Genomic DNA, 24043 nt, shown 5'->3' with positions numbered 1-24043 from the left:
CGTATATCGAGCGCTTGAATGCCTGAGTCTGAGAACGACGTTTGAAACGGGCGCGTGTCCTGCGCGCTAAGGGTTGCCGGCGGAAGACAAGTCCCGCATGATTTCCTCGTGGCGTTTCCGGCTCAGCGGATATCGCCACATTATGGCCATCGCGACGATGGTGAGAGCCAACATGGCGGGGCCGTAAAGCAGCGCCAGATCGAGAACGGTCGATCGGTCGACGTCGGTGGGGGAGACCCCGCGCGGAAACCGGATGAGGTCCAGGGCGAAGCCGGAGATCGCGCCCCCGAACCCGAGCGCGGCCTTCCGGGTGAACGCGCTGGCGCCATAGACGAACCCCTCTATCCGCCCCCCGAACCGATGCTCGTAGGCATCGGCGATGTCCGCGAGCATGGCCCCGGGAAGGACGAGCGCGGCGCCGCCGCTCAATCCGGCCAGAAAGAGAAATCCGAACAGGATCGGGATCAGCCGATCCTTGTCGTGCAGCGGCAGGATACCGGCCTCTGCCAGAAAGATCGGCAGCGTCGCGATGGCGACCGACGCAACGACGCTCGCCACGAGCAACTGCTTCTTGTCCCATCTCTCGGCCACCGGTCTCACGAACAGGCTTCCGACCAGCACGCCGATGGTGAGCGCGGAGAGCACCCACTGGATGCCCTGCGGCGGAAGCCGCCAATAATAGGTCATCATGTGAATGCTGAGGGCTGCTTGCACGCCGCTGAGCACATAGGAGACCAGGTTAGCGATGAAAAAGATCGTGAAGGCCCGGAGGCGGAACGCATTGGCGATATGGCCGAGAAGGCGTGCCGGTGGCCGTTCGCCCGATCGCCCCAGTTCTGCGTCCATCGCGATCGCCCGTCGCTGCGTTCCGATGGCGGAAAGCAGGATGGCGCTGCCGGCGATCGCGGCGCAGGTCATCGCGAGCGGAGCGTAGGCCGACGCGTCGAGCTGGCCGTCGGGATAAGCCTCGCTCGGACGAAAGAATATCGAGAATGCGACGCCGAGAACGAGAAGCCGACCCAGATAGGCGAAAGCATTGCGCCAGCCGCTTACCGCGACGCGATCGCCATAATCCTGCGCGAGGTCGGCTCCGAGCGCCATGTGCGGAACGAAATAGCAGGACTGCATGAGCCGGCTGACCGCGGTGAAGCCAAGCAGCCAGACGAACAAGCCTCCCTGCGACAGACCGTTCGGCGGCGCGAACAGCAGGACCATCGAAAGCCCGAGCGGGAGCGGGGCGAGATAGAGAAAGGGATGCCGGCGCCCCAGGGGACTGCGCAGATTGTCGGAAAGATGCCCGATCAACGGATCGCTGACGGCGTCGATGAGAACGGCGACGAGCAAGGCAAGGCCGGTGAGCGAGCCCGAAAGCCCGAGCACCTGGACATAGTAGAAGAAGAGGAAGGTCTCGAGCGCGGCGCTCTTCACCCCCTCCGCCATTTCCCCGAGTCCGTAGCTGAGCTTTACCCGAAGGCTCAGCCGCGACGGCCCGGTCACCGATCCTGACCGCCGTCGACCGGGATGACCGCGCCGGTCACGAAGCTTGCGGCGGGGCTGAGCAGGAAGGCGGCCACCCGGCCGATTTCCTCGGGCCGGCCGAACCGCTTCATCGGCACCTCGCGATTGACCCAGCGGAGCCAGGCGTCCGCCCGCGGCCCGTTCGACCGCTCCTCCCAATCGCCTCCGGGAAAGATGATGTTCCCCGGGGCGATGGTGTTGACGCGCACGCCCGCGGGACCGACGAGGACGGCGAGTTCCTTGGCCATATGATTCATCGCGGCCTTCGCGGTGCCATAGGTCAGTGGCGTGCCTTTCGCCGCCAGCCCCGCGATCGAACTGATGAAGAGCAGCGCGCCTTCCCCGCGCGGCGCCATCGAACGCAGCGCGGTACGCCCAAGATAATAAGCCGAGTCCAGATTCTGAGCGAAACCGCCGCGCCACACGGTGTCGGGAACTTCGAAGCCGGGAGGACAGGGATGAAGGCCGACATTGCCGACCGCTCCCCAAAACGGACCAAGGTCGGCCTCGGCCTCGCCGAACACGCGGTCGATGACCGCACTGTCGGTCAGGTCGCCGGCGAAGGCGCGAACCCGGTCGGCACCGAAACGATTGGCAAGATCGGCGCGAACCGCCTCGAGCGCTTCGGCACCGCGCGCGCCGATCGCGACGCGGGCACCCTCGGCCAGGCAGGCTTCGACAATTCCAAGACCGATGCCCCGGCTGCCTCCCGCGACGAAGATCGGCTTATCGACGAGTTCCAGGTCCATCCTCTATCCTTTCGTTTGCGCAGGGGCTTTCTCTTGGGATGCGGGCCGCGGCGGGCTGAGCGGCAGCTTGGCGGCCTTCAGGACCTTCTTCTTGACCTCCTCGATCGCCTCGCGCGGCGGAAAACGCTCGGCAAGCATCCGCGCAAAGGCGTGCGTGTCGGGGAATGCCGCGTCCTGCCCATAGTTTCGCCGGTGCCATTGCGATGCCGCGACCACGCCGTTCATGATCGTCGATGCGAGGAGTTCGGCATAGAGATCGGTACCCGGCTCGTTCCCCGCCTCTTCCGTCAGGGCTGCGGCTAGCGCCTCTTCGAACATGCGATTGATGGTCGCATAGCCCTGGCGAAGCACGGGGGTGTCGATGCGGCTCAGCATGACGCTTTCGTGCGCGCGGTCGCGCATGCCGAAATGATAGAGATAGTCCCACCAATAGGTCAGGACGTCGGTGCCCTCGGGGCGTTCGCGCACGCCCTCGACGAAACCCCGCACCGCATCGTGCAGATGGGCGAAGGCCAGTTCCTCCTTGCTCGCAAAATAGGAGAAGAAGGTCGTGACGTGGATATTCGCCTGCTGGCAGATATCCTCGAGCGTCGCGCCGTCATAACCCTTTTCGCGAATGAGTCGGCGCGATGCGTCGATCAGCGCCTTGCGTGTTGCGAGTTTCTTCTTCGCGCGCAGCGACATGCTTCTTCCCCTTTTTGCCCGTTTCCGGCGCTTACCCGCCGGTCATAGGCAGGCCTTGCGAAAAGTCACGACTCATTCTAATAATCTAATCATTAGATAATTCTAGTGATTCGATATATGGGAGAGTGAGAAGGGCATCGGCCGCGGCAACGCGCGGCTTTTCCACCTCGACGGCTTTTGAAGGCGCCCTCCCGGGGCGCGGACCAGCGACGTGCCTGAGCACGCGAAGGGAGAGACGATGGTATTGAAGGCGAACGACGAGCTGCGTCACGAATGGGACGAGGATCCGCACTGGCGCGAGAGCTGGTACTGGAATTTCTCCGACCCCGAAAATCAGATCGGCTGCTGGATCTATCTCTGGGTCGTTCCCAACAAACCGCTCAAATCGGGCATGCTCGTCTGTCTTTACCATGGCTTTGCCGCCGACCGGAACTCGACCGAGGCGGCCTGGGAATCTCCGGGACATCTTTTGAAGGGCGACGACGGCAGCTGGACCTATTGCTACCGCGAGGATGTCGAACCGCTCTTCGCCGAAGATGTCGACGACGTCGAATTGTGCGGCCTGTCGGTCAAGGTCATCGAGCCGAACAAGCACCATAAGCTGTCATTCCGCGACGGCGACAACGCGAGCTTCGACTTCGACTGCGAATATATGAGCCAGCCTTGGGACTTTGCGGACAATGTCCATCCGACGCCGCGCTGGCTTGCGAAGGACCGTTATCATCGCGGCTGGAAGGCGAAGGGCTCGCTGACCATCGCCGGAAAGACCTATCGCATCGACACCACGGGGGACTCGGATCATTCGTGGGGCACCCGCGACATGGGAATCTTCGAGGAGAACAACCTCAAGACCTATGCGATCCAGTCGAAGGACGGCGCCCTGTCGGTCAAGGCCCAGATGCTCGGCGAGCCCGGCCGCGAACTGCCGCGCGGCTATATCGCGCACGGCGAAGAGATGTGGGCCGTCAAAACGATCGAGGAATCGTCGCGTTACCTGGAAAACGGACGCATGCACGACATCAGCCTCCGCGTCACCGATGTCGCCGGGCATGTCGTCGAGGCGCATATGGACGCGATGTATGCCGCGGTCGCGGGCGGCGGGCCCAATATCGGCTTCGAAGGCGCTGGCGTCTGGGAGGTCAAGGACTGGGGGCGCTGCGCCGGCCTCGCTTCCTGCTGGTGGTCGAACGATGTGACCGCAAAGCAACTTCACGAAGGCGAAGCGGGCAAGACCGAGGCGAGCGCCGACTGACATGAAGTGGATCGTCGCGCCCGAGAACCGTAACGCCACCGACGAGATGCTCACCGGCGGCAAGGGTGCATCGCTCGCCCGGCTGGTGGCACTCGGCGTCCGGGTGCCGCCCTTCGTGGTGATTTCGACCCGCGCATGGCAGGCGATGGCCGCGACGGGCCCGGACCCGTCGCTGATCGACGAGATCCGCGAGGCGCTCGCCGGTCTCGACGACCGGTTCGGACTTGCCGTCCGTTCGTCGGCGGTTGGCGAGGATGCCGCCGACGCTTCCTTCGCGGGACTCTACCATACATCGCTCGAGGTGCGGGGGCTGGAAGCGGTAGTCGATGCGGTGCGGACCTGCTGGCGATCCTACCATGACGCGCACGCCGCCGCCTATCGCGAAGAGCGCGCCGACGACCGGACAGGCGGCATGGGCGTGGTCATCCAGCAGATGATCATCGGCGACTGGTCGGGCGTCTCCTTCACCGCCAATCCGGTGACGCAGGCGCTGTCGGAGGCGGTGGTCAACGCCGTCCCCGGCCTTGGCGAGGCGCTCGTTTCGGGCGAGGTCAATCCCGAAGAGATCGCGCTGGAGACCGCGAGCGGCGCGGTCCGCCGGCGGAGCGGCGGCGATGTCGATCACCCCCTTCCCGATGCCGCGCTGACCGAAATCTTCTCGACATCGATGGCGATCGCCGGCCAGCTCGGATTTCCGCAGGATATCGAATGGGCATGGCGGGGCGATACGCTTTACATCCTGCAGAGCAGGCCGATCACGACGATCGCTGACGTCTATTATTCGCGGGCGATCGAGCCGTGGCGCGACGATCCCGCCGCCGATCCCGACCGACCTGGCCGCCTGTGGTCGCGCATGCTCGCCGACGAGACCTGGGTCTCGCCGATCAGCCCGCTCTTCTACAATATCCACAACAGCACGCCGGGCCGCGTGGCGTTCATCCGCTCGCACGGCGACACCGCGCCGCTGCCCCCCGACCTGTTCAAATATCACCGCGCGACCGCCTATGTGGACATCGGCCTGATCGAGCGCATGTACGCATTCCAGCCGCAGCGCGCGCGCATCCAGGCGGTTCTCAATTTCCTTCCCCGCGAACGGCAGGCGGGCCTTGCCGCGGCGAAGTGGCGCTGGGCCGGTCGCCTGCGGCGGATGTTGAGCTATGAATTCAAGGACCGGCAATGGCGATCCTTCTTTCGCAACTATGCCTGGGTCAACGCGCAATGGCCGCCCTATGAAACCGTCAGCGACGCGTGGCTCGACCTCGATCTCGACACGCTGTCGCTCGACCAGCTTCGCGCGCATCAGGCCGAGCAGCAGGGCTGGATGGCAAAGGTCGGCGCGCCGTGCGCGATCGCCGTCCTGTCGCACGCATCGGATATCCACCTGCTCCTGACGGGACTCCTCGATCGCTGGTGCCGCAAGCTCGGATCGGACGGCGAAAATCTCTATGCGCGGATAAGCGCGGGCCTCGACGACAGCGAAACGGTGCGCGAGGCCCAGCAGCTCTGGACGATCGCCCGCGACGCGCGCGCAGCCGGCCTGCCGCTCGAATCCGAACGCTGGAGCGAGTTTCGCAGCGCCGCAACCGGCTCGGCCGAGGGGCGCCGCCTGGTATCGGCTTTCGAGGAATTCTGGCGCCGCCACCGCCATCTCGGCGCCAATTACAAGGATGTCGTGTGGCCGCGGTGGGGCGACGATATCGACGCCTGCTATGCGGTGATGCGCGGCTATGCGTCGAGCGCGTCGCCCGAACCGGTCGAGGTCAATGCCCGGAGCGCGGCGGCGCGGCGCAACGCCCAGCGCGAAATCCTGGCCAGCGTGCCGCCGGTCCGGCGCGCCGTCCTCCGATGGCTGTTCCGTTACAACGAGCGATATATGTCGGTGCGCGACAACCACCGCCACTATGTCGACCGCAACTGGTACGAAGTGCGGCGCATCTACCGTTCCTATGGGAAACGCCTGGCCGAGGCGGGCGTGCTTGCCGACCGCGACGAGATTTTCTTTCTCGGCACGGGCGAGATCGAGGACGCCCTGGCGGGCAGGCTCGGCCCCGCCGAGGCCGAGCGGCGGATCGAGGTGCGCCGGCGCGTCTGGCAGGCCACGCTCCATCGGCAGGGACCGAAATTCCTCAAGGGCTGGTCGCCCTATAGCGACACGTCGCCCCAAGGCGCCGTCGGCGAGATAGCCGGCATCGCCGCGAGCCCCGGCACCGTGATCGGCGTCGCGCGCATCGTCTATGACGTCAGCGGATTGTCCGCGGTGCGCGACGGCGAGATCCTCGTCACGCGCCAGACCGACCCGAGCTGGACATCGGTCTTCGGACGGATCGGCGGGCTGGTGCTCGAAACCGGAGGCGTCCTGTCGCACGGGACATCGCTGTGCCGTGAATATGGCCTGCCCTGCGTCACCGCCGTCGAACAGGCCACGGTCCGCATACCGGATGGCGCGATGGTCGAACTGATCGGCGACGCGGGCCTCGTCCGGCTCGTCGAGGCGTCGCCAGCCGGACAGAAAGTGGAGGAGCTTGCATGATCGAAATGGACGTCGTCGCCGAGGATTTATGGTTTCCCGAAGGTCCGATCGCCATGGCCGACGGGTCGGTCCTGCTCGTCGAGATCCGCCGTCAGACGCTGACCCGCGTCCACCCGGACGGATCCACCGAAATCGTCGCGAACTTCGACGGGGGGCCGAACGGTGCCGCGATCGGTCCCGACGGCGCCTGCTATGTCGTGAACAACGGCGGCTTCGCCTATGTGAAGCATGAAGACGGGACGCTCGGGCCGAACGGCTTTCCCTCCGACGACTATGTCAGCGGCTCGGTACAGCGGGTCGATCTTGCGACCGGCGAGGTGACCACGCTCTACACCGAATGCGACGGCCGGCCGCTGCGCGGTCCGAACGACCTGGTCTTCGATGCCGACGGCGGCATGTGGTTCACCGATCCCGGCAAGATGGCGGTCGAGACGATGCATCACGGCCATCTGCTTTATTGCCGCCCCGACGGATCGCTGATCCGCCGCCTGCGCGACCATATGGTCACCCCGAACGGCGTCGGCCTGTCGCCCGACGGGACGCGGCTCTGGGTCGCCGAGACGCTGACGGGGCGGCTGCACTGGTTCGAGATTACCGGCCCCGGCGAGATCGCGCCCGAGGGGCCGGCCTGGGACGACAATGTCCTGGGTCCGATTCCGGGCAAGTCGATGCTCGACAGCCTCGCGGTCGAAGCCGGTGGACGCGTCTGCGTCGGCACGCTGCGCAACGGCGGCATCAGCATCTTCGACCCCGAAAGCGGGGTCATCGAGCATGTGCCCGTGCCCGACGGATCGACCACCAATATCTGCTTCGGCGGGCCCGACATGCGCACCGCATGGATCACCGGATCGCACAGCGGGAAGCTGTTCCGGTGCCGCTGGCCGCGTCCCGGCCTCAAGCTGAATTTCAACGCCTGAACAACAAGGCGATCAAGATGGGAATGAAGGAGAGGAAAGATGAAGGGGAAGACCAATTGTCTCGCGACGCTTCGTAACCTGTTGATACTGGGGGCGAGCGGCGTCGCGATCGCAACCCCCGCTTGGAGTCAGGAGGCCGCCACCGCCGCCCCCGACGCGAGCACGGCGAACGACGGCAGCGGGTTGCAGGAAATCATCGTCACCGCGCAAAAGCGCGCCGAAAATCTGCAGGACGTTCCGCTGTCGGTCAGCGCCGTCACCGGCGAGACGCTCGAGCGCCTGCATCAACAGGACCTCAGCCAGATCACCGCGACCGTTCCCAATGTTCAGGTCCAGGTGAACGGCGGGCTGAGCCTCTCCGCCTCCTACGTCATCCGCGGCATCGGTATCGCGGCCAATCCGTCGCCTTATGTCGGAACCGAGGTCGGCACGGTCGTCGACGGGGTCGTCGCCTCCAGCAACGCGCTCGGCCTCAGCGACCAGTTCGACATGGAGCGCGTCGAAGTGTTGCGCGGCCCGCAGGGTACGTTGTTCGGCGCGAACACGACGGGCGGCGTGATCAACTTCATCACCCGCCAGCCCACCGGCGAATATGGCGCCTATGGTCAGGTCACGATCGGCAACTACAGCCGCGTCGACGTGCAGGCGGCTTTCAACGCCCCGATCACCGACACATTGGCCGCCAAGGTCGCGGTGTCGCATCGCAGCCGCGACGGCTTCTATACCAACCTCTACACCGGCGACCGGATCGGCGGCCTCAACAGCACCACGGTGCGCGGCTATCTGCGCTGGGCGCCGTCGAGCGACTTCGACGCGACGCTGATCACCGAACTGCGGCGAATGCGTAACGGCACCGACGTGCTGCTCAACATCGCCTATCCCGGCGAGATATTCTATCGGCCCAACACGCCGTACGACTTCAAGGTCTATTCGGACGTTCCCGACCAGCACGACACCGACACGATCAGCACCACGCTGACGATCAACGCGACGACGGACATCGGCAAGCTGACGTCAGTCACCAACTATTCGCACTACAACACCTTCGGCTATCAGGACATCGACGGCATCGACCTCTATGGCTATGCGCAGGTCGGTCGCGACAAGGGCTGGCAATTCTCGCAGGAACTGCGCAACCAGATGGAATTGTCCGACCGCTTCCAGTGGCTGGTCGGCGTCTATGCCCAGCTCTGGGGCTATGACTCGGTGGGCCAGGGATGGACGGCCTTCGTCGATCCGAGAAATATCTCGGTGAACCTCGCGAACCAGCGCACGACGAACCTCGCCGCCTTCACCCAGATCTATTGGGACATCACCGATCGCCTGAGGCTTCAGGGCGGCGTCCGTGTCAGCCATGAAAAAGTGCGCCTGTCGGAAGACGCGTCGACGTGGATCCAGCCGAACGGGACCAATCCCGCGCTGGGCTTCGGCAACCTCGTGGGCGCGATCAAAAACCCCTATCCTGCCGACAATATGCCGGCGACCGGCCGCGAAAGCTGGACCAATTTCGGCGGCAAGATCGGGCTCGACTACAAGCTGACCGACGATGCGATGCTCTATGGCTTCTATGCCCGCGGCTTCAAATCGGGTGGCTTCAACGGACGCGTGACGAGCGCGGCCGACATCGGCCCCTATGATCCCGAATTCGTCGATTCCTTCGAACTCGGGCTGAAATCGGACCTTTTCGACAAGCATGTCCGCTTCAACCTGTCGCTGTTCCTCAACAAATGGGACAATATGCAGGTCAATCAGGTGCTCTATCGTGGAACGCCGCCGCAGGCGTCGTCGACGATCCTCAACGCCGCGAAAGCGACGACAAAGGGGTTCGAGATCGAGGCCGAAATCGTCCCGTCGCGCTTTTTCCGTATCAGCGGCACGCTCGGCTATCTCGACGCCAAATATGACGAGTTCACCGTCCAGGCGAGCCCGACGACGGTGATCGACTATAGCGGCCGGGCCCTCGTCTACTCGCCGAAATGGAACGGGTCGGTCTCCGCGACCGCCACCGCCGACGTGGGCGGCGGCACGCTCGATGCGACGCTTCAATATGTCTACAACGGCGCGCGCTGGGGCAATTATACCCAGGCGCCCAGCGAACGGCTCGGCGCGTACAACATCGTCAACGCCAATCTGAACTGGTCGCCGGGCAGCGACAAATGGACGATAGGCATTTGGGCGCGCAACCTGTTCGACGAGCGCTATCTCAGCCTCGCGCTCGACGCTCCGCCGCTGTTCACCGAGGGCCTGTTCGGCAATCCCCGCGAATTCGGAGTCGATCTGAAGTTCAATTTCTGATGGAGTTGCCGCCGCGACGCTCCGGCCCGTCGGCGCGTCGCGGCAGCGGATGGAGAAGATTGTGGCAGCGGATCCACGGCGAACGGACGATATCCCTTTCAAGCGTCTTCCCCAGAAGGGCCCCGACATTTCCGTCGAAAGACGACCGGACGGGTGCATCCTGATCCGTTCGAACCATGCGCTCGCCGAACCCGCGCAATCGATAGGCCACCTGTTCGCCGCCCGCGCCGCCGAACATCCCGACCGTCCCTTCATCATGCAGCGCGAGCCCGGCCACGGCCCCTGGCGCGGCGTGACCTATGGCGAGGCGAAGCGCGCGGTTCACGGCATCGCGCAATGGCTGCTTGATCGCGGACTGGGGGCGGACAACAGCGTCATGATCCTGTCGGCCAATTCGGTCGAGCACGCGCTGCTGATGCTCGGCTGCTACACCGCGGGGGTCCCCGCCGCGCCGATAAGCCCCGCCTACAGCCTGATCTCCACCGATCATGCGAAACTGAAGCACGCCTGGGACATGGTGCGGCCGCGCATCGTCTTCGCCCAGCAGGCCGCGCCCTTCGCCCGCGCCTTCCAGAGCTTGCGCGCGCTCGACCCCGGTCTCGTCTTCGTCACCGTCGATGGCGGCGACGGAACACTGCCCTTCGCGGACCTGACCGCGCCCGAACCGACGCCGGCCGTGACGGCGGCGCTGGCGGCGATCGGCCACGCCGATATCGGCAAATATCTCTTCACCTCGGGATCGACGGGGCTTCCCAAATGCGTTCCGCAGACGCACGGAATGATGGCGTCCGTCGTTGCCGCGCAGGAGGGGCTGCGCGACGAAGACGAAGCGGAGCATCAGCCCCCGCAGGCGCTCGACTGGATGCCGTGGAGCCATATCTCGGCGGGCAACATCACCTTCAACAACAATCTCGCCAATGGCGGCACGCTCTATCTCGACGAGGGCAAGCCCGTTCCCGGGCTGTTCGAGACGACGATCCGGAACCTCTACGAGGTATCGCCCACCGTTTTCGGCTCGGCGCCGATAGCGTTCGGCATGCTCGCCGACGCGATGGAGCGCGATCCGAAGCTGCGCCGATCCTTTTTCCGCAACCTCGCCTACATGGGCTATGGCGGCGCGACGCTGTCGAGCGACATCAGCGACCGCCTCCAGGCGCTCGCCGTCCTCGAAACCGGCGAGCGCATTCCGATGGTCACGATGTACGGCGCGACCGAAACCCAGGGCGTAACCGTCGTCCATTGGGCGACGGGCCGCGTCGGGCTGATCGGGCTGCCGCTGCCCGGAACGCTGCTGAAGCTGGTGCCGTCGGGCGACAAATATGAGGTCCGCGTCAAGGGGCCCACGGTGACGAGCGGCTATCACAAGGACCCGACGCGCACCGCCGAGGCGTTCGACGACGAAGGCTTCTACCGTCTCGGCGACGCGGCGCGCTTCCTCGACCCCGACGATCCCTTGCAGGGCCTCGTGTTCGACGGGCGGGTGACCGAGGATTTCAAGCTCGACAGCGGGACCTGGGTCTCGGTCGGCACGCTGCGGCCCGACATTCTCGCCGCCTGCTCGCCCTTCCTGCAGGACGCGGTGATCGCGGGACAGGACCGGCCCTATATCGGCTTGCTCGCCTGGCCCTCGGCGGCGGCCATCGAAGAAGCGAAGCGCGGCGATCCGGCAACCGATCCCTTCGACACGCTGGCGCGGCAATTGAGCGCGCGGCTGCGCGATTTCAATGCCGGCGCCGGCGGCAGTTCGCGGCGTGTCGGTCGCGTGATATTGATGCGCGAGCCCGCGTCGATCGACGCGGGAGAGATCACCGACAAGGGCTATGTGAATCAACGCGCGACGCTCGAGCGCCGGAGCGGCCTGGTCGAACGGCTCTATGCGGCGCCGCTCGAGGCCGGTGTGGTGGAGCTTCGCGAGGCATGACGGAATCCTCGGCGCCGCGCCTCTCGGTTGTCGGCGAACGCCACCGCTTCGACGAAAGGCGGCTTGCCTCATGGCTCGACCGCACGCTCGGATGCGGGCCCCGCCTCGACGTATGGCAATTCGTCGGCGGCGCATCCAACCCGACCTTTCTGCTGGCGACCGAAGCCGGGCGTTTCGTGCTGCGCAAGAAACCGCCGGGCGCATTGCTCGCGAGCGCACACCAGATCGACCGCGAATATCGCGTCATGGCCGCGCTCCGCGACAGCGGGGTTCCGGTGCCGCGCATGCGCGCGATGTGCGATGACGCGGATGTCGTCGGCACGGCTTTCTATGTGATGGACTATCTCGAAGGCCGCATCTTCCGCGATGCGACGCTCGCGGGCCTCCCGGCCGCCGATCGCACCGCGGTCTACGACGAACTCAATGCGACGCTCGCGAAACTCCATGTCGTCGATCCGGCGGCGGCCGGCCTTGCCGATTTCGGCCGGCCAACCGGCTATTTCGCCCGGCAGGTCGCGCGCTGGTCGAAGCAATATCGTGCGGCCGAGACCGAAAATATCGCGGCCATGGAGGCGTTGATCGCCGAATTGCCGCCGCGCATTCCCGACGACGAAGCGCCGGCGATCGTCCATGGCGACTACCGGCTCGAAAACATGATGTTCCATCCGACCGAACCGCGGCTGATCGCGGTGCTCGACTGGGAATTGTCGACGATCGGCCATCCGCTCGCCGATCTCGGCTACAATGGCTTCATGTGGCACTCGGCCTCGCCAAGCTGGGGCAGCCTGCCCGGTGTCGATTTCCGGACCTCGGGGATTCCCGACGAGGCCGCCTATGTCGCCGCCTATTGCCGGCGAACCGGGCGCGACGCGATCGGCGACTGGGACTTCTACCTTGCCTTCGCGGCCTTCCGCCTCGCCGCGATCGGTCAGGGCGTCTATGCCCGCGCCCTTGCGGGAACGACGCCCGATGGCGCCGCGATCGCCAATCCCTGCCCCGCCTTGGCCGAACAGGCCCACTCGCTCTTGCGACGCCGATCATGACGATGCTCGATTATCTGATGGCCGACGAGGATCGCGCCTTCCGCGATGAGGTTCGCGCCTTTCTGACCGACGAACTGCCTCCCGAATTCCAGCGCCGGACGCGCCGCGCCACCAGCGTGTTCCACGATCCGGCGGTCACGCTTCCGTGGCAGCGGCTCCTGCACGCACGGGGTTGGGCAGCGCCCGATTGGCCGGTCGAATATGGCGGGCCCGGCTGGTCCGACTTGCAGCGCTATATTTTCGCGAGCGAGTGCGCCGCCGCGCGTGCGCCTTCGCTGGCTCCCATGGGCCTGAAGATGGTCGCGCCCGTGATCATGCATCATGGCTCGGACCAGCAGAAGGCCGAACTCCTGCCGCGCATCCTGTCGGGCGAGGATTATTGGTGCCAGGGCTATTCGGAGCCGGGAGCCGGATCCGACCTGGCGTCGCTTCAACTCCGCGCCGTTGCCGACGGCGACGATTATATCCTCAACGGTTCCAAGATCTGGACGACGCACGCCCATTTCGCGAACCGGATGTTCTGCCTTGTCCGGACCAGCAGCGAAGGCCGGCGACAGGCGGGCATCACCTTCCTCCTGCTCGATATGGCGAGTGCGGGGATCAGCGTCGTGCCGATCCCCACGCTCGCGGGCGAGCATGAGTTCAACCAGATATTCTTCGACGATGTCCGGGTCCCGAAAAACCAGCGGCTCGGCGACGAAAACGAGGGCTGGAGTGTCGCCAAGCATCTGCTCAGCTTCGAGCGCGGGGGACGCTATGCGCCCGGAATCCTCGCGCAACTCGACGATCTTCGCGAGGCAGCGCTCGCCACGGGATGGATCGACGGGCCGGGACACACCGACCGGCTGGCCGAACGCGCGGCCGCGATCGCGGGCTTGCAGGCGATCGAGCTCACGGGGCTCGCGACGTCGGACCCCATCCGCCCTTCGGCACTCAAGATATTGGGGACCGAGGAAATGCAGCGCCTCGACGCATTGGCGATCGACATGGCCGCGGGCATCGGCGCCCGCCCCCTCCCCGATATATTGGAGGTCGCGGTTCCCCGCTATCTCAACAATCGGGCGGCCACGATCTTCGGCGGCACGAACGAGATTCAGCGCGACATCATTGCAAGCCTCGCGATCGAGGGCGCTGCGGCACCTTTCGATCCGCCCGAGGACGATCTCGCGATATTCCGCGAAACGCTGGCGCGCTTTTTCGAGCAGCAGGCGGGGAAACGGACGGATGCCGCCTGGTCGGACCTGGTACCCCCGTTGGCCCTCGATGCGATTGGCGTTCCGGCCGAGCTCGGCGGCATCGGTTCGGGCGCGCGCGAAGCGCTGATCGTCGCAAGCGAACTTGGGCGCGCGGGCCTCGTTCTTCCCTGGGCGACGCATTGGGTCGCGACGCGCCTGAAAGGCGAAGGCGGGCAACTGGCGCCCGCCGCTGTCACGCGCGAAGCGGCGATCGACCTCGCGCCCGACGACGCGACCCGGTGCTGGGCTCGTGCAGCGCTTGCCATCCTGGACGCCGCGGAAATCTCCGGTCTCTGCCGGACCATGTATGAGGATGCGGTACAATATGCCCGGACGCGAAGCCAATTCGGCCGGCCGATCGCCGATTTCCAGGTGCTGCGGCATCGCTTGGTCGACATGCATCTTGCCGTGAAAAAGGCAGGCGCCCTCACGGACCTCGCGACGCCCCTGCTCGCCGATATCGGGCCGGGCGCACCGGAGTTCGCCGAGGCGTCGGCGCGCGTGGCGCGTGAAGCGGCGCGAACCGTCGGCGAGGGCGCCGTCCAGATCCATGGTGCGATGGGGCTCACCGACGAACTGCGCCTCGCCCGCTTCTTTCGGCGGGCCATGGGGCTTTCGCATCGCTGGCCGGGAGGATGAAGAGCTCGAGCGTCAGTGCGAACGCCCCATGCGCCTGGTCGTCTGCATCCCCAAGATAGGGCAAGGGGGTCGGGTCACCGTCCATCCGGGCGGGCTGGGCGATGCGGAACGGCGCAAGAGCTTCGATCGTCCCGACGCAGGGAGAGACGGTCATCCGAACGCCGCCACTGCATCGCGGACGAACGTCAGATCTTGACCCGGACGCCGACGTAGAGCTCGCGCCCGATGATGTCGCCATAGGACAGGCTTGGATAGGACGGCTCGACGTTGGTCAGATTGTTTACGCCCGCCCGGATGAGGAATTGCCCCATGTCATATTGCATCGACAGGTCATGGCGGATGTTGCGCTTCACCACCGGAACCGGCGTGCTCTCGATCGTCGCGTTCGGAGCCCAGAGCACACTGTCGAGATAGGCAAGCTGATAGGAGGCGCGGAAGCCGCCGTTGATATAGGTCGCGGTGAAGCGCCCCGACCAGTCGGGCTGGTCGACCGTATTGTCGGTGCGCGTGAACGACGATCCGGTGACCGACGTGGTCAGCAGCGACGTGTGCGTCGCCTCCGCATTCAGTTCGAGACGGCCGGGATTCGCGCCGCCGAAGACCGACGCCAGGTCGAAGGCATAGTTGATGTTGAAGACTTCGCCGCGGAAGCGCACGACGCCCGCATTGAAGGTCGTCGTCGTGCCCGTGATCGTCGTGCCCGCGGGATCGGTGCCGTTTCCGGCGGCAAGCCGCGTGAAGGCGTTGCAGACCGCCGGATCGGGATTGGGATCGTCATAGCAGGCTTCGGCGAAATTCTGGGTGGTGAAGGCCGACAGGCCGTCCTGCAGGTCGACTTCGATCCGGTCGGCGACGATGGTCAGCCCGGGGATGAAGCGCGGCTGCAGTACGATGCCGTAGGTCAGCGTCTTCGAAATCTCGTTCCGCAGATTGGGGTTGCCGCCGGTGGTCACCAGCGCGCGGTTGAAATTTTCCGCCGGGTTCTGAAAGGCCGCGAGCCGGTCTTCCGCCGAGGCGCCAGGCGCCGGGCCGTTCGAGCCGCCGGTGCCATAGAGCGGGTTCGCCTCGAACAGCGCCAGGCAGCTCGCGCGCCGTTGCGCGGGGTTCGGGCCGCTGTTGATCCGGTCGGCGTCGCAGGGGTCGTAACCCATCGATTCGAGCGCCGAGGAACTGGGCGCGAACAATTGGGTCAGGGTCGGGGCGCGGAAGTTGCGGCTGCGCGAGGCGCGAAGCGTCACGCCGTCGACGACCTGCCACTGCCCGCCGAGACTCCACAGATCCTCCGACCCCGCGATATTGTTGTCGACGTGGCGATAGGCGGCGCTGACCTCGAAGGATTTGACGAGCGGCAGCGTGAAGTCGCCCCCGACGATGGGGACGAGGAGCTCGGCCGAAAACTCGTCGGTGTTGTAGCGGCCGCCCTGGTTGGGAACCGCCGTGCCGGTGCCGGTCAGGCCGAGGCGCGTCGCGTCGAGCGGGCGGAATTTCGCGCTTTCGATGCGATGCTCATAGGCGGTGCTGAACTTCACCATCCCGCCCGGAAGCGCGAACAGCTCGCCGCCGAGCGTGGCGAGGAAATCGGTCTGCTTGTTGCGATAATCCTGGCCGGTTCGCGCCGAGATATAATTGCGCGCCTCTTCGCTGACATTGCCGTCGCCGAAGGGGTTGATCGGCGCGCAGGCCGCGTCGTCGTTCGTCGGATCGGCATCGGCGTTGATCGCGCAGACGATCTGGTTCGATCCGTCACGAACGGCGTCGATCGCATTGTTGTAGCGCGAATTGATCACCCCCCAGCCGTGGCTATAGCCGTCGACGACCGCGTGCGAAGCCGATGCCGACCAATAATATTCGCGGTCGCCGAAGGCTTGGAAACTGCCGTCCAGCGCCAGCACGCCGCGATAGGTGTCGGCCCGGTTCCGGACCCGGTTGTCGGGAACCAGGTCATAGAAATATTTCGACAGGAACAGCGGGCCGCCGTTCGCGAAGGTCGGCGACGCCGCGCTGAGCGCGTCGATCGCGTTCTGGCTGAGGAAGGCGTTGTTGCGGGTGAAGGCGATCGCTCCCGCATTGGAGGCGGCGTTGTTGAGGATCGTCCGCGCCTCGCCCTGCGGCAGTTCGCTGCCGTCGGTGCGCGCGAACATGAATTCGCCCGACAGGGTGACGCGATCCGACAGGTCATAATGCCCGATCGCGTTGATCGAGGTGCGCTTCACCCCGGTGCGCAGACCCGCAAGGTCCGAATAGCGGAAACCCTGCCCACCCTCGGCAAAGGGAACGCCGAGAATGTTGCCCGGATCATAGGGAATGACCGATCCGTCGGGGCCGAACTGCACCGGGCTGCCGTTCAGCCGGGTCAGCAAAGCCGGAACCGGCGCGGGAATGTTGAAGATCACGCCATTGGGATTGAATTCCCAGAAATGGGCGTCGAGCACCTCGCGCACCGACGGGATGCCGTCGTCGGGACCGGTGTCGTCCGCGTTGGACTGGGTGATGCGCGACAGGTTGGAACGCCGGCGGTCGGCGAAGCGCAGCGACGGACGCTGGGCATATTCGACGTTGACCGCGACATTGCCGCGGTCGTCGGCGAAATTCGTCCCGGCGGTCAGCCGCGCCGAATAGGTCGAATAGCGGCCGCGGGTCGCCGTGCTCGCCTGGACGTCGGCTTCGACGCCTTCGAAATCGTCGACGAGGATATAGTTGACGACCCCCGCGATCGCATCCGAGCCATAGACCACCGCGCCGCCCGCCTGGACGACCTCGACGCGTTTCAGGAGGCCGACCGGAATGATATTCGCATCGACCTGCGAATCGCCGAGCCCGCTCGACGAGGTCACCATGCGCCGGCCGTTGACCAGCGTCAGCGTCCGGCCGGGACCGAGGCCGAACAGATTGGGGAATTGCTGGCCCGACCCGGCCGAATCGCCGTTTCCGGGGGCCTGCGCGAAGGTCGGCGCGATCGAGGTGATGTTGTTGAGCGCCTGCGACGCCGAAACATAGCCGCGGTCGGTCAGCGCCTGCTGGTCGACGACGAGGACCGGGGCGGCGGTATCGGTCTGCGCGCGGCGGATGCGCGAGCCGGTAACGACGATATCCTCCCCCTGCGATGCGGTATCCGCCTGGGGCTCTCCAATCGTGTCCCCCGCATCCTCCGCCTCGATCGACTGGGCATGGGCGGCAACGGCGCAGGCTAGGAAAGCGACCGGCGCCACCGTGGCCATCATGATCTTTCGCGTCGTCCTCATCTCGGCCATCGGTCCTTCCCCTTTTTTCCCCATCAAGGCTCCGGATCCGCGATCGCTCCGATCGATTCCCGTACCGGTTCCTGTCTGGAAAGAGAGTAAGCACCGCGACGGAAAAAGGATTTCGAATATGCCGCCGCATCGCCAGCGGCGCGCAATAATTATGCAACATCCAGCCGTCCAGCGACGCGCCGTTGCCGCCCCGCCCATCGCAGCACCCGAAAGGCGTCGAATAGATTTCTCTTGTTTCCGTAGAAATCCTGCAATTTCTACCTTGCCCTTTGCGCAATCACGCATAATCTGCGCGCATGAGTGAGAATCTATCGCACCTCGATCTGCGCATCCTCCAGCAAATCCAGCGCGACAGTTCGCTATCGACCAGCGAATTGTCCGAAAAGGTCGGGATTTCCCAGTCGCCCTGCTGGCGGCGACTCCAGCGGCTCCGCGACGAAGGCTATGTCCGAAAGCAGGTGGCACTCGTCGACCGCAGCAAGTTCGGACAGAGCTTCTTCATCTATGCGACGCTCAAAATCGGCACGCTGACCGATGCCCAACGCGCCGATTTCACGCGCAAGGTCGAGATCACGCCCGAAATCCTCGAATGCTATTCGATCATCGGCGAACGCGATGTGATGATGAAGATCATCGCGCCGTCGATGGACTGGTACCAGAATTTCATCTTCAAGACGCTGATGAAGATGCCGGGGGTGGTCGATGTTCAGTCGATCATCGCGGTCGCCGAGATGAAATATACGACCGAGATCCCGGTTTCGGGTACCCGCGCGCTCTAGGAAGTCAGGCGGTGGCGCTGCGTTGCGCGGCACGGCCGTAGCTCCGCAGCCCCTCGCCCAGCAGGCGCAGCCCCTCGTCCAGCAGGTCGGGTTCGCAGCCGAAGCCGATGCGGATATGCCCGGGCGCGCCGAAATATTCCCCGGGCGCCACGACCACGCCGGTGCGGTCGCCGAGCCATTCGGCGAAGGCGGCGCTGTCGCCGATATCGACCAGGCGCGGGAAAGCGATGCAGCCATAGGGCGGCAGCCGGCCGTCGATCAGTCCGTCGCGGCGCCAGTCGGCGAAATAGCCGCCGATGACGCCGCGCGCCTCGGCCACCATATTCTGCGAATAGGCGGTGAAGACGGCGCTGTTTTCGAGCACCAGCGCCGCCACGGCGTGCGACAGGTTGGAGATGCCGAACTCGATCCGCCCGGCGAGGTCGCGCACCCGCGCGAGGATCGCGGGATCGCCGACGATCCACCCGCACCGCAGGGAACTGAGCCCGAAATTCTTGGTGAGGCTGCTGATCCCGACGAAACGCGGCGACAGGGCGGCGGCGTGAACCGGGCGGACTTCCCGCCCCGCATAATCGCCATAGACCTCGTCGACGACGACGATGAGGTCGCGGCGCTCGGCGAGCGCGGCGATATCGCGCAGGACCTCATAGGGCGCCGCTTCCCCCGACGGATTGTGGAGATTGGAGAGGACGACGAGCCGCGTCTCCGGCGTCAGCCTTTCCTCGATCGCGCGCACGTCGAGCGCAAAGGCCGGCCCGCCGCGCACGAAGGTTGAGACCTTCCGTCCGGCGTGGTGCGCGAGATCCTGGAACAGGTCGAAACCCGGCGTTTCGACCAATATCCCCTCATCCTCTCCGACCAGCGCCCGGTAGAGCAAGGACAAGGCACGCGTCGCTCCCGTGGTGCAGAAGACGCCTTCCGCCGAAACGCCGTAATGGGCGCAGAGCCAGTCGACGACGAACGGATTGCCCTGTGCGAAGGCGCTGGTGTAGCGGCTCGACACGGGCACCGCGAAAGCGTCCGCGACGAGCGCGGTCAGCAACTCGCGCGGCTCGGGGACCGAGCTGTCGAAGAGAGAGATGAGCGGTTTCGCCGCGCCGCGGCGCGCGACAGTGCGTCGCACCCACTGCGAATAGCTTTCGTCGAGGTCCAAAGCGGCGTCTCTCATCCATCAAATCGTTTCGGCTGGTGAGAGAAGCTTAGGGGCCGGCGAGCGCATTTGTTTTTCTAACTCATCGCTCCCGCGTGCCTTTTTGCATAAACTTGCCGCCAACGCCGCCCGGCGGATCAGAAGCTTGCCCGTGCCGTCCGGCGAGCGTGAACGCCGTAATAGAGGAGGCCGAGGGCGAGCCAGCCCACCACCAGCAGATAGGGTCGATGATCGGCCTCCAGCCCCGCGGCGATGATGCCGATCGCCGCGACAACGCCGAGCCAGCCGATGACCGCCATCAAGCGCGGCGGGAAGTTGAGGCTCGGCGGCGCGTCGAGCAATTCGGGACGCGCCGCGATCCGCACCGCGCAGAGCGAGCAGGCGCCATATTTGAGCATGGTCGGGATGTTCACCGCAAGCAGCAGGAAAACGAGGCTCGGCGGCATCAGCAGCCCGCACATCGCAAGGATGTAGCAGAGGATGATCGCGCGGTGCGGCGTTCCGAACCGCGGGTGGATCGCGGCGAGCCCCGACGGGAAGACCCCGGCACGCGCCATCGCGAACAGGCTGCGCGAAAAGATGAGCGCGGTCGCGTTCATCGTCTTCAATATGGCTATCGTCGCGGCGCCGACGATCACCGGCGTCGCCCATGCGCCGAGCGGCACCCTCGCGGCTTCGAGCAGCGGCGCGTCGCTTTTCGCAAGCGCAGCGGGGCCGACGAGCCCGAGCGCGGTCGCCGCCACCGCCGCGTAGATGACCGCGGTCAGCAGGATCGCGAGAAGGATGCCGAGCGGGATGTTGCGTTTCGCGTCGCGCACCTCCTCGCCGATCTCGACCGCGGACTCGATCCCGAGGAACAGGCTGATCATCAACGGCACGCCCGCAAGGATCGCCGCCGAACCGGCCGAGAGCGGTGCGCCGATCGTCGCCGTGCTCGCATGCGGCACTCCGGTACCGACGAACAATGCGAGCACCGCGATGAGAAGGAGCATCAGCACCGTCTGGAGCCGCGCGGCGACATGGACGCCGATATAGTTGAGGATGAAGACGCCGGTCAGCGCGCCCGCGATCAGCGGCATCGCCGGGATGGCGATCGCCATGCCGAGATAGTTGGCGAGCACGCGCGCGAGCACGACGAGCGCGCCGACGTTCGACAGAACGCGAAGCCAGGCGATGACAAATCCCGCGAAAGGGCTGAGGAAACGCCGCGGCCATTCGTAGGATGCGCCCGAAATCGGCACCGCCGAGGCGAGCCAGGCGTAGACGGCGGCGAAGAGGATCATCGGCAGCGCGGCGAGCGCGACCGCGACGAGCAGCCCCGACCCCGCGACTTCCGCCGCGGGCTGGAGCACCGAGAAGATCGACACGCCGATCGCGGTCCCGGCGCCGAACATGACGACGCCGGTCAGCCCGACGCCCTGGCGCAACCCCGCTTCGGTCACTGCGCGGCGCCGAGCGGCTTATAGGCGAGGCATTCGACCTCGACCCCCGCGCCGAACGCGAGGTCGCTCGCGCCGAACGCGCTGCGTGCGGGCAGGCGGCCGGGCTTGAAATAGGTGACATAGACCTTGTTGAAGTCGGCCCATTGCGACATGTCGGTCATCATCACCGTGCATTTGACGACATCGTCGAGGCTCGCGCCGGCGAGCGCGAGCGCATCGCGGACATTGTCCATCGCGAGCCGCGCCTGCTCGGCCATCGCTTCGGGCACCGTGCCGTCGCGCGCCATGCCGATCTGGCCGGAGGCGAAGATGAAGTCGCCGGCGCGCACCGCGGGGGAAAAGGGCGCTGCGGAGCCCGGCCGGGAATGATATTCGGGATCGCGGGCGGCCGCTCCTTCAGTCGTGCAGAGGATCGTGCCCATCAGGGCCAAAGAAAGACATGTCGCCCGCTTCATCGTCATCGTCTCCACTGTTCGCCGGCACCGTCATCGGCGGGGCCGCGGCAAAGGGCTCGATGCCCAGCGCCTGATAGATTTCGGACGGGAAATAGACCGTCCCGCCGCGCACGACCATGCGCGGCCGCTTGATCGCGCGAATATCCCGGGTCGGGTCTCCCGCCACGAGCACGAAATCGGCGAACTTGCCACGCTCGATCGTTCCCCGGTCGTGTTCCTGGCCCAGATAGGCCGCGGCATCGAGCGTCGCGAGGCGCAGCGCCTTCGCCGGCGACAGCCCCGCTTTCACATAAAGTTCCACTTCGCGCTGCACGGTGAAGCCCGTCCCGTCGTCGGTTCCGGGAAGCAAGGCGACCCCCTGGTCATCGAGCAGCTTGATCGTCGCGAGGATCTTGGCGAAGGCGGCGCGATAGCGCGCGTCTTCGGCGGCGGCATCCTTGCCGAGCGGGACGAAGGTCCGCTTGCGATAGCGCTGATAGCCGATGGGCATGTGCGACAGATAATCGGCATCGCCGTCGGCGACCGTGCCCGCGCGGCTCAGCATCAGCCGCTCGAGGATCACCGCGGTGGTGTCGAGCGCGACATGCTTCTGTTTCATCAGCGCGACCGTCGTGGTCACCCGCGGCGACGCGAGATCGAGGTCGGCGGCGCGCGCCATGCCGGTCAGGCGCAGCGGGGTGCGCGTGTCCTCGCTGGGGTCGAGCAGCCAGCCGAGCATGAGCTGGTTGATATGGGCGATCGTGTCATAGCCGTCGCCGATCACCCGGTCGGGCGAGGAAAAGGCCGGCACATGCCCCGTCACCCCGAGCCCGATCCGGTGCGCCTCGGCGGCCACCGGCCGGACCCAGTCGGGATTGAAGCTGTTGTAGATCTTGATCTCGCGATAGCCGCGGTCGGCATACCAATGCACCGCCGCCAGCGCCTCTTCGAGTGTTTCGGGAATGATGCCGTTGCGCGCCGAAAAGGGGCTGCGCCCTTCCATGAAGCCCGCCGGCACGACATGCGGACCCGCGACCTCGCCCGCCTCGAGCCGCGGCAGCAGGTCGAGCAGGAAGGCGTTCTTGTTGCCCATGTCGCGGGTCTCTGTCACCCCCGCCGCCAGATAATAAAAGCCCGATTCGAGCGACGTGTGCGAGTGCATGTCGTGAAGGCCGGGAAACAGCGTTCCACCCTCGCCGTCGATCACCACCTGGTCGCCGGAGACCGCGCCGCCGTCGCCGGGCAGGATCTGGGTGATGCGCCGCCGCATCGTCACGACGGTCGACAGCGGGCCGAGCGTTCCGCTGCGCGGGTCGAAGATGCGTACGTTGCGAATCCGCACCGGCATGGCGAAATCATGCGCGATTTTCTCGCTGATCGCATGCGCGCGTTCGCGGCCGAGATCGGCGCCGAGCTTGAGCAGGGCGGGCGCCTCCTTTTCGAAGCCTTCGCGGATGGCGACGCCGGTCGCGCTCAGCGTCGCGAACAACTCCCCCGCCCCGTCGAGCATCAGATAATCGGGCCGCAGGTCGACGCCGTCGAGGCGATAGAGGGTGACGTCGGTGCCGCCAACCGCCAGGTCGCGCAGCTTGGTCAGGTTCAGTCGCCCGCCGGGCAGCACGTCGAGGCTGCCGCCGTTCGCCAGCGCCGCGCGCGCATAGATGGCCAGGTTCCAGGGACTGCCGTCGTTGACGATATAGAGCTTGGGGCTAGGCGCCGCGACCTCGCCCGAATCAGCCTGGCTCTTCCATCTGGCGCGGCCGTTCGCCCAGGTGAAGCTCTCGCTGACCGCGCCGCCCATCAGCGAGGTTCCATTGATCGTCCACGATCGCGGCACGCCGTTCGGGCCGAACACCACCTCTTCGCGGTGCTTGGGGCCGCGGCCATTGTCGTCGACCCGATAGTCGATCGTCAGCCGGTCGCCGTCCTGCGACGCCGCGACACTGCCGACCACTTCGCCGTTCGACACGATGCTGAGCCTGCCGTCCGCCGCGTCCGCCGCGCCGATCCCGCTCAGGCCGGCCGCCGCCGCCGCCAGCAATCCCGCCAGGATTCTGCCCTTGGCCGCTGTCCCGAGCCCGTCGATGCGCTGGCGCGTCATGCTCCCTCCTCTTTTCATATCACCGTCCGGGGCAGACCCGACCGCTTGGCATCGAGACTAGCGAGCCGGAAAGCGAAATCTTTGCGAATGTCGCGCCTTTCCC

General features: G+C 65.8%; 16 protein-coding genes and 1 pseudogene. 8 read left to right on the top strand and 9 right to left on the bottom strand.

From position 1 onward, the window contains the following. Positions 1-66 precede the first annotated feature (66 nt). The 3 genes from CD928_RS11735 to CD928_RS11725 are packed head-to-tail and all read right to left on the bottom strand — an operon-like array spanning position 67 to position 2951. The gene (locus CD928_RS11735) at positions 67-1497 is read right to left on the bottom strand and encodes an MFS transporter (protein WP_141237143.1); all 1431 of its coding nucleotides are present in this window, start codon (positions 1495-1497) and stop codon (positions 67-69) included. Further along, entirely contained in the window at positions 1494-2267 is a 774-nt protein-coding gene (locus CD928_RS11730) for an SDR family NAD(P)-dependent oxidoreductase (RefSeq protein WP_095387220.1), read from the bottom strand. The genes CD928_RS11735 and CD928_RS11730 overlap by 4 nt, the downstream gene beginning before the upstream one ends. Positions 2268-2270: 3 nt before the next feature. Continuing rightward, on the bottom strand, positions 2271-2951 hold the full coding sequence (locus CD928_RS11725; RefSeq protein ID WP_095387219.1) for a TetR/AcrR family transcriptional regulator: 681 nt from the start codon (positions 2949-2951) through the stop codon (positions 2271-2273). A 238-nt stretch (positions 2952-3189) separates the two neighbouring features. On the opposite strand from CD928_RS11725, the gene CD928_RS11720 reads away from it, so the two are divergent. The 7 genes from CD928_RS11720 to CD928_RS24025 all read left to right on the top strand — a co-directional run bounded on the left by CD928_RS11720 (position 3190) and on the right by CD928_RS24025 (position 14783). Further along, a complete protein-coding gene (locus CD928_RS11720) occupies positions 3190-4203 on the top strand; it encodes a hypothetical protein (protein ID WP_095387218.1) in 1014 nt (337 codons plus the stop codon). Between the two features lies 1 nt (position 4204). Continuing rightward, positions 4205-6733, top strand: coding sequence for a PEP/pyruvate-binding domain-containing protein (locus CD928_RS11715; protein WP_095387217.1), 2529 nt, complete (start codon positions 4205-4207; stop codon positions 6731-6733). Next, a complete protein-coding gene (locus tag CD928_RS11710) occupies positions 6730-7650 on the top strand; it encodes an SMP-30/gluconolactonase/LRE family protein (RefSeq protein WP_369679304.1) in 921 nt (306 codons plus the stop codon). The genes CD928_RS11715 and CD928_RS11710 overlap by 4 nt, the downstream gene beginning before the upstream one ends. A 39-nt stretch (positions 7651-7689) precedes the next feature. Then, complete coding sequence (locus CD928_RS11705) at positions 7690-9945, top strand: TonB-dependent receptor (protein WP_095387216.1); 2256 nt, start codon at positions 7690-7692, stop codon at positions 9943-9945. Between the two features lie 61 nt (positions 9946-10006). Then, positions 10007-11866 carry an AMP-binding protein gene (locus CD928_RS11700; RefSeq protein ID WP_217983754.1) on the top strand — a complete coding sequence of 620 codons (1860 nt, stop codon included), beginning with the start codon at positions 10007-10009 and terminating at the stop codon, positions 11864-11866. Further along, a complete protein-coding gene (locus CD928_RS11695) occupies positions 11863-12909 on the top strand; it encodes a phosphotransferase family protein (protein WP_095387214.1) in 1047 nt (348 codons plus the stop codon). Before CD928_RS11700 ends, CD928_RS11695 begins: the two co-directional genes overlap by 4 nt. After that, a complete protein-coding gene (locus CD928_RS24025; RefSeq protein WP_095387213.1) occupies positions 12906-14783 on the top strand; it encodes an acyl-CoA dehydrogenase family protein in 1878 nt (625 codons plus the stop codon). Before CD928_RS11695 ends, CD928_RS24025 begins: the two co-directional genes overlap by 4 nt. Here the strand turns inward: CD928_RS24025 and CD928_RS23800 are convergent. Both CD928_RS23800 and CD928_RS11680 read right to left on the bottom strand, forming a co-directional pair. After that, a pseudogene (locus CD928_RS23800) lies at positions 14779-14934 on the bottom strand (fumarylacetoacetase); the annotation flags it as partial. The gene CD928_RS24025 and the pseudogene CD928_RS23800 sit on opposite strands and share 5 nt — an antisense overlap. 34 nt (positions 14935-14968) lie before the next feature. Beyond that, entirely contained in the window at positions 14969-18034 is a 3066-nt protein-coding gene (locus CD928_RS11680; RefSeq protein ID WP_095387212.1) for a TonB-dependent receptor, read from the bottom strand. 296 nt (positions 18035-18330) lie between these two features. On the opposite strand from CD928_RS11680, the gene CD928_RS11675 reads away from it, so the two are divergent. After that, positions 18331-18813: an Lrp/AsnC family transcriptional regulator gene (locus CD928_RS11675; RefSeq protein WP_095387211.1), complete on the top strand. Its 483-nt coding sequence runs from the start codon at positions 18331-18333 to the stop codon at positions 18811-18813. Positions 18814-18817: 4 nt separating this feature from the next. On the opposite strand, the gene CD928_RS11670 is transcribed toward CD928_RS11675, so the two are convergent. From CD928_RS11670 to CD928_RS11655, 4 genes are all read right to left on the bottom strand, one after another. Continuing rightward, the gene (locus tag CD928_RS11670; protein WP_095387210.1) at positions 18818-19981 is read right to left on the bottom strand and encodes a pyridoxal phosphate-dependent aminotransferase; all 1164 of its coding nucleotides are present in this window, start codon (positions 19979-19981) and stop codon (positions 18818-18820) included. A gap of 119 nt (positions 19982-20100) precedes the next feature. Next, complete coding sequence (locus tag CD928_RS11665; protein ID WP_255247126.1) at positions 20101-21405, bottom strand: APC family permease; 1305 nt, start codon at positions 21403-21405, stop codon at positions 20101-20103. After that, on the bottom strand, positions 21402-21827 hold the full coding sequence (locus CD928_RS11660; RefSeq protein WP_255247148.1) for a RidA family protein: 426 nt from the start codon (positions 21825-21827) through the stop codon (positions 21402-21404). The genes CD928_RS11665 and CD928_RS11660 overlap by 4 nt, the downstream gene beginning before the upstream one ends. Next, positions 21802-23940 (bottom strand): amidohydrolase family protein, encoded by a 2139-nt coding sequence (locus CD928_RS11655; protein ID WP_095387208.1) that lies wholly within the window; start codon positions 23938-23940, stop codon positions 21802-21804. The genes CD928_RS11660 and CD928_RS11655 overlap by 26 nt, the downstream gene beginning before the upstream one ends. Positions 23941-24043 lie beyond the last annotated feature (103 nt).

It is taken from the genome of Sphingopyxis sp. GW247-27LB, from assembly GCF_002277025.1.
Lineage (GTDB): Bacteria > Pseudomonadota > Alphaproteobacteria > Sphingomonadales > Sphingomonadaceae > Sphingopyxis.
This window is presented reverse-complemented; position numbering and strand designations above follow the sequence as displayed.

Bases quoted from the DNA above. Each gene is read 5' to 3' on its own strand.
- CD928_RS11710 (WP_369679304.1), top strand. From the start codon at position 6,730: ATGATCGAAATGGACGTCGTCGCCGAGGATTTATGGTTTCCCGAAGGT.
- CD928_RS11695 (WP_095387214.1), top strand. From the start codon at position 11,863: ATGACGGAATCCTCGGCGCCGCGCCTCTCGGTTGTCGGCGAACGCCAC.
- CD928_RS11715 (WP_095387217.1), top strand. From the start codon at position 4,205: ATGAAGTGGATCGTCGCGCCCGAGAACCGTAACGCCACCGACGAGATG.
- CD928_RS11725 (WP_095387219.1), bottom strand. From the start codon at position 2,951: ATGTCGCTGCGCGCGAAGAAGAAACTCGCAACACGCAAGGCGCTGATC.
- CD928_RS11730 (WP_095387220.1), bottom strand. From the start codon at position 2,267: ATGGACCTGGAACTCGTCGATAAGCCGATCTTCGTCGCGGGAGGCAGC.
- CD928_RS11660 (WP_255247148.1), bottom strand. From the start codon at position 21,827: ATGGGCACGATCCTCTGCACGACTGAAGGAGCGGCCGCCCGCGATCCC.
- CD928_RS11675 (WP_095387211.1), top strand. From the start codon at position 18,331: ATGAGTGAGAATCTATCGCACCTCGATCTGCGCATCCTCCAGCAAATC.
- CD928_RS11705 (WP_095387216.1), top strand. From the start codon at position 7,690: ATGAAGGGGAAGACCAATTGTCTCGCGACGCTTCGTAACCTGTTGATA.
- CD928_RS11670 (WP_095387210.1), bottom strand. From the start codon at position 19,981: ATGAGAGACGCCGCTTTGGACCTCGACGAAAGCTATTCGCAGTGGGTG.
- CD928_RS11720 (WP_095387218.1), top strand. From the start codon at position 3,190: ATGGTATTGAAGGCGAACGACGAGCTGCGTCACGAATGGGACGAGGAT.
- CD928_RS24025 (WP_095387213.1), top strand. From the start codon at position 12,906: ATGACGATGCTCGATTATCTGATGGCCGACGAGGATCGCGCCTTCCGC.
- CD928_RS11655 (WP_095387208.1), bottom strand. From the start codon at position 23,940: ATGACGCGCCAGCGCATCGACGGGCTCGGGACAGCGGCCAAGGGCAGA.
- CD928_RS11680 (WP_095387212.1), bottom strand. From the start codon at position 18,034: ATGGCCGAGATGAGGACGACGCGAAAGATCATGATGGCCACGGTGGCG.